This is a genomic window from Vibrio splendidus 12E03 (assembly GCF_000272105.2).
GTDB classification, from domain to species: Bacteria; Pseudomonadota; Gammaproteobacteria; order Enterobacterales; family Vibrionaceae; genus Vibrio; species Vibrio splendidus_I.
Genome location: NZ_AJZD02000088.1, coordinates 1 through 5,119, shown reverse-complemented (window position 1 = coordinate 5,119; position 5,119 = coordinate 1). Strand labels below are relative to the sequence as shown.

10 protein-coding genes and 1 pseudogene are annotated in these 5,119 nt (G+C 45.5%); all 11 read left to right on the top strand.

Annotation, left to right across the window (positions count from 1 at the left end):
• Window positions 1-292 (top strand): annotated as a pseudogene (locus A142_RS07965) (hypothetical protein); the annotation flags it as partial.
• Window positions 293-952 carry a hypothetical protein gene (locus A142_RS07960; protein ID WP_019820791.1) on the top strand — a complete coding sequence of 220 codons (660 nt, stop codon included), beginning with the start codon at window positions 293-295 and terminating at the stop codon, window positions 950-952.
• 111 nt (window positions 953-1,063) lie between these two features.
• Window positions 1,064-1,354: an H-type lectin domain-containing protein gene (locus A142_RS07955; RefSeq protein ID WP_019820790.1), complete on the top strand. Its 291-nt coding sequence runs from the start codon at window positions 1,064-1,066 to the stop codon at window positions 1,352-1,354.
• Window positions 1,355-1,688: 334 nt separating this feature from the next.
• Complete coding sequence (locus A142_RS07950; protein ID WP_016783617.1) at window positions 1,689-2,492, top strand: major capsid protein P2; 804 nt, start codon at window positions 1,689-1,691, stop codon at window positions 2,490-2,492.
• 10 nt (window positions 2,493-2,502) lie between these two features.
• Window positions 2,503-2,775 (top strand): hypothetical protein, encoded by a 273-nt coding sequence (locus A142_RS07945; RefSeq protein ID WP_019820789.1) that lies wholly within the window; start codon window positions 2,503-2,505, stop codon window positions 2,773-2,775.
• A 13-nt stretch (window positions 2,776-2,788) separates the two neighbouring features.
• Window positions 2,789-2,941, top strand: a complete 153-nt coding sequence (locus A142_RS25100) for a hypothetical protein (protein ID WP_019820788.1) — start codon at window positions 2,789-2,791, stop codon at window positions 2,939-2,941.
• On the top strand, window positions 2,938-3,159 hold the full coding sequence (locus A142_RS07940) for a hypothetical protein (protein ID WP_016783620.1): 222 nt from the start codon (window positions 2,938-2,940) through the stop codon (window positions 3,157-3,159). Before A142_RS25100 ends, A142_RS07940 begins: the two co-directional genes overlap by 4 nt.
• A 5-nt stretch (window positions 3,160-3,164) precedes the next feature.
• A complete protein-coding gene (locus A142_RS07935; RefSeq protein WP_017071467.1) occupies window positions 3,165-3,566 on the top strand; it encodes a hypothetical protein in 402 nt (133 codons plus the stop codon).
• Window positions 3,566-4,258, top strand: a complete 693-nt coding sequence (locus A142_RS07930) for a hypothetical protein (RefSeq protein ID WP_019820787.1) — start codon at window positions 3,566-3,568, stop codon at window positions 4,256-4,258. Before A142_RS07935 ends, A142_RS07930 begins: the two co-directional genes overlap by 1 nt.
• Complete coding sequence (locus A142_RS07925; protein WP_019820786.1) at window positions 4,259-4,864, top strand: hypothetical protein; 606 nt, start codon at window positions 4,259-4,261, stop codon at window positions 4,862-4,864.
• On the top strand, window positions 4,861-5,119 hold a 259-nt coding region (locus A142_RS07920), incomplete at its 3' end, for a hypothetical protein (protein WP_019820785.1). The genes A142_RS07925 and A142_RS07920, both read left to right, overlap by 4 nt.

Here is a 5,119-nt window from a genome sequence, read left to right as displayed (position 1 = left end):
GGTTCTTGGCGTGACAGAGCAAGTGCTAAAACAGTTCGGTCACCAAGAGTTTGCTTTTGATGCTGAACAAGCTCAAAACGTTGCAAGTGCAGCCGCGCCGTTGTTCGTTAAATATGGCGGTGAGCTTCCACCGTGGTTAGCTCATTACAAAGAAGAACTGTCATTTGTGATCGCAGCTGGCGCACTCGGTTTTACTTCGTTTAACCAAATCCGAACCCTTAAAGCAATTGATGAAGCGAAAGAGGTAAACCCTCAAGAGGCGGAACCAGAGGGAAAAGAGGAAGTGCAATAAATGCAACCAATTAACCCAAATAATGCCCTTAAAAATGGTCACGTGTTTGCGGTTGGTATGAGCGGCAGCGGTAAAACCTCTGCCGCTAAAAAGCTGTTTATCAAATCTACCGACCAAGTAGCCATGTTTGATCCAATGGGCGACTACAGCGGAAAGCTAGCAGGGCGAGTGGTGCGTGGTTATTCCAGTATTAAGGAGTTTGCCGCTGCACTGATTGCAGGACGTAAAACAAAGCAGGGCTTTAAGATTGCGTATCAACCGACTCATGAAACCACATCAAAGGACTTCGATAAGTTTTGTCAGGTCGTTTGGGCTATGGGGAACGGAAAGCATACCAAACCATTAAAAATCATTTGTGAGGAGGTAGCCGAGCATAGTGAAAATGCGGGTAAAGCGGTTGGCTACCATGGAAAAATATTGCGCTTAGGCAGGAAGTTTAACCTTCACACAATCAATCTGTTTCAACGTGGTCAGGAAGTATCGAAGACCATTATTGATAACTGTCAGCATGCTTGTGTGATGATGCAAAAGACCAAAGCCAGTGCGACCTATTTGGAAAAAATGACCGGAATTCCTGCTGATGCGATCGAGCAACTCGACCCGCTTGAGTATCTACTTCAAGATGGTAAATCTTATAATTTTGGAGTTATAAAGTGGTGAGTTATAAATTTATATGAATATTGTTGCTTATTTGTATTTGTGGGCTAGATTTAATTTGTCACTGAGTGACATTTAATAATTAACCTATTAATCAATAAGTAAGGGCTAGGTATGACTCAAGTAATCGGAAAGGTATCGTATAACGGTGAAGTTGAAATCGGTAAAGGTTTTCAAGCTGAACGTCATGAAACAGGAGTTTTCAAAGTGTTCTTTGATAGCAACTTATTTCAAACAACTCCTGTTGTTGTTGCGACACCGGATACATCGCGTGAGTCCAGTGATACTTATACAGCTTCGGTATCGCTTAAAGAAGTGTCTAAAAATGGTTTCACTTTGAGTATTAACAATTTGACGCCTAATGCATACGACGCGACGTTTAACTTTATTGCTATAGCTGAGTAGTCAACGCACATTTTCTGATTGTAAATATTTAACTGGCTGGACTTTAGGGTTCAGCCAGTTTTTTATGTTGGTTGAAAATAGATTTGTGATTCAAGTCTCATTTAAACCAAACCTAAACCAAATAAGTATTAGGAATCCAAACCAAATCATTTGTTTAAGTAAAGGCCGTCCAATGTTGGGCGGTCTTTTTTATAGGAAAACAAATGGCAGGTTTTACACCAAAAAAATTAGCAGTCATTGCAGTGCTAGCAGGCATTGTGGCTGCGGGTGTTGTTTGGGCTTCAAACAACGTTGATGCTGTTGAAGACCAAATCGGTTAAGGGAGTTAGTTACTATGTCTACTCCAACCAAACTGAACTCTTTTACGGGTACGGGCTACGGTGAGAAAGCTACGTTAACCATTCCGATTGGTCCTACGTACGATGAGATTTTTCTCGAAACCAATCTTAGTGCGGCTCAACTTCGACGCGTAACCATCAGCTTGAATGCGGATGAGATTATCGTTCTTGATGGTGAGCTGATTAAAAAGATTGAAGCGTACAAAGGTCTTGCTCAAACGGATGGTTTTTTCACAATTCCATTAGCGGATATTTCTGCAAAAACTAAGAACGGGGTTCGTTACACGGGGCTTGTGACTGAAGCGGGTGACAATATCACTCTGGAAGTTGAGATTGCCGATTCTACTCAAGACAACGCGCCTGCTATCAAGCTTCAAGCGTGGGCAACAGTGTCAGCGCGTCAGCCTGCTCGTGTTGTTATCCCACAAATCAAAAAGCAGACGATGCAAGCAAGCTCAACAGAAAATGAGTTTCTTGATCTCGTTTCTGGCCCTCTTCATTTAGTGCGCCGCATGCACTTTTTAAGTGATCAAATCCACGCCCTACAAATCTATCGTGATTTCGTGAAAGTGCATGATTCAAGCCGTGCGCTTGAAGATATGCGCGCCAAACGAAACCGCCGTTTTTGGCAGGCGGGTTGTTACCACTTTGACCCAATCATGCGCGGCTTTTATATCGATGAGCTGTTTCCTACGGCGCACGGTTCAGAGCTGAAATTCACCGTGAAAACTCATAAGCCTGTTGGCTCAATTCCAATCATTGTTGAGTCGGTGCTCGTTGTTCGCCCTGACTTAGTGTAGGGGGTGACTATTGGCTTTTTGGGATGACTTAACGGACTTCGGTTCTGGTCTGCTTGATGACGTTGGCGAGGGGATGGGCAACTTGATTGATGTCGCGACCAAAGACGACTCATCAAAAAATGCAGCCACAACGCAACAGCCACAACAAACAGTGAAAGATAACCACGGCAACGCGGTTACGGGTTCCTCTCTGCAGAGTAACGACAAAACCCTTTTGTATGTGGGCGGTGGTATTGGTGCTGCGGTGCTTTTACTTGGTCTTATCGTGGTTTTGAAAAACTAATAGGGGGAGAGTTATGCCATTAATTGTGGTTCTTCCTCTGTTAGCGGGTGGTCTTGGCTTTGGTGCGGGTTTTTGGTCTGGAAGTAGCGTAACCAAGCTATTAAAAATCGGTGCCATTGGTGGCGGTTGCTATGTGGCTTATCGAGTCATTAAGGGGAACAAATGATACCAGGTATCGGTGGTGGCTTGAGTGCAGGCGGTTCTATGCCAATCAGTGCCGGAGGCGGCGCAGCTGGACCAAGTGAAGCAACGGGCACCAATTCAATTGGCGGGATTCGAAATGGAGCGATCAACTTTGGTGGTAGTGCGGGGCAAAAGCTCGCGCAAAACATACCGTTTGTGTTGTTAGCTGTTGGCATTGCGTGGGTGGCGTTTAAGAAATGAATTTTATGTTGATTAGACCTACTCGCGCAGATATTGCCGCTCAGTTTTCGCTAATTAAATCCGCGTTCAATGGGGTGTCACAAGCTAAGGCTGAATTTGATTTTTGCTGTGATGCGGTGAAAACCAAACGAGCTAGTTTTTATCACTTGAAAGGGGTAGGCGTTTCGGTTCGCTTTGTGGGCTTCGTCACCAGTGACAATGATTATTTGATTCTAGCAATGACAGGTAAGGGGCTAGTGAAAGCTGCGCCTTGCATCATTGAAGCGGTGAAATCTCAAGGGTATCGCTCAATCAAATATCACACGGTTCGCCGTGGCATGGTGCGAATACTTGAGCGTTTCGGTTTTTCGGTTTCGGGTAAGTCAGGCCGTGAGTCTGTTTTATCCCTTGTTTTGGAGAATGACTAATGGGCGGAGGTGGTAGCAGTTCAAGTAAGAACGTAACCAACACCACGAACACGAGCGGCACCAGTGCCATTAGTGGGGATAACCTTGGTGTCGTTCTCTCTGGCATAAATGGCAACGTTGGCAATATCTCTATGACTGATCACGGCTCAGTAAAAGCCGCGTCAGAAATAGCGAAGCGGGCAATGGATAGCAATAGTGCCGCGATGGATAAAGCAGCGCGTTTAGGTTCGGATGCACTCCGCGCTAATGAACATGCGGTGGATGAGTCGTTTGACTTTGGTCGTGATGCGATCAAGTCAAACGAGAACGTCAGCAAAGAGGCTCTTAAACTAAACGGCCAAATTGCTTCTGATTCGATTAAGGCAAATAAAGACTCATTAAGAGCAGCATTAGATAACGGTCAGGAATCAATATCTAAGGCATTCGTATTTGGTGAGAAAGCTTTAGAAAACAGCCGCCGAACTAGTGAAAAGGCGTTAGACAATATGCGCTCGAACAGCGCGGATACAACGTCAGCCATTAAGTCTATGGCAGCACAATCGGGAGAAAACGCCCGAGCTGCTTTGGCCATGGCAGAAAACACCGCATCACGCAGTCAAACGGGTAACTCTGGTGATATCAGTAAGGTGGCAATTGCTGTTGCTATTTCTTTTGCTATCGCAGGCGTTGCTCTTGCGTTCAAGGGGGACTAGATGAAAGCGATAACTTTAGAACCTAGTGCAGTAAAGCGTTTTGGTGTCGGTTCAGCTCGTTTACTGATCGTCCGTGAAGCTCAGGAATATTTGTATGTCCGAAGCGATAACGGAGAAAAAATCCGTGTAGATGCAGGCGATACGTTAGACGTTTCAAGCTTTAAAGAGCTTGAGATATCTAACCCACACGCCGCATCTATACGTGTTATTTATCAGCTGACTAAGCAGAACCTGAAAACAACGCCGCCTGCTAACGTTAAATTTGCTGAATCCATGGCTATTAGTGAGGTGCGCTCGGTTGTCACGACCCGACAAGAGATTGCACAACGCTTTATTAGTCGCGACCACATTCTGATTCAGCCAAACAACAAAGTTCGTTTAGTGAATGCTTCGGTTACACGACTAGAAGCGATTATTCAGAACATCAGTGATGCAGAAGCCGAGGTGATGCTCGGTGATTCGCATGTTTCTGCTGTAGTGGGATTACCCGTTTTAGGTGATCGCACGGCACCCGCAGGAATCACACTGACGGGAGGCGGCGAACTGTGGGCGTATAACAACAGTAATACACCATTAAAACTGGCACTGATGGAGGTTCACCGATGAGCAACTTCATGCCACGTCGAGCGGTCGTGAAATACGACCCGCTCACCGAATACTTAAAGAACCTAGAACCTGATCAGGTAGACGCGTTAGAAATGATGCGTGGCGTATACAGCAATCAGGTATCACTAAGCTCGGCGGTAGCCTCATTACAACGCCACGCTTTCAATTCAGATAATGACGTTCACGAACTGGCCGACAGTGTCGCAGCGAATACGCTGCCACGCCTACAGGACGTAGCGGAAGAAATGGAGAAAG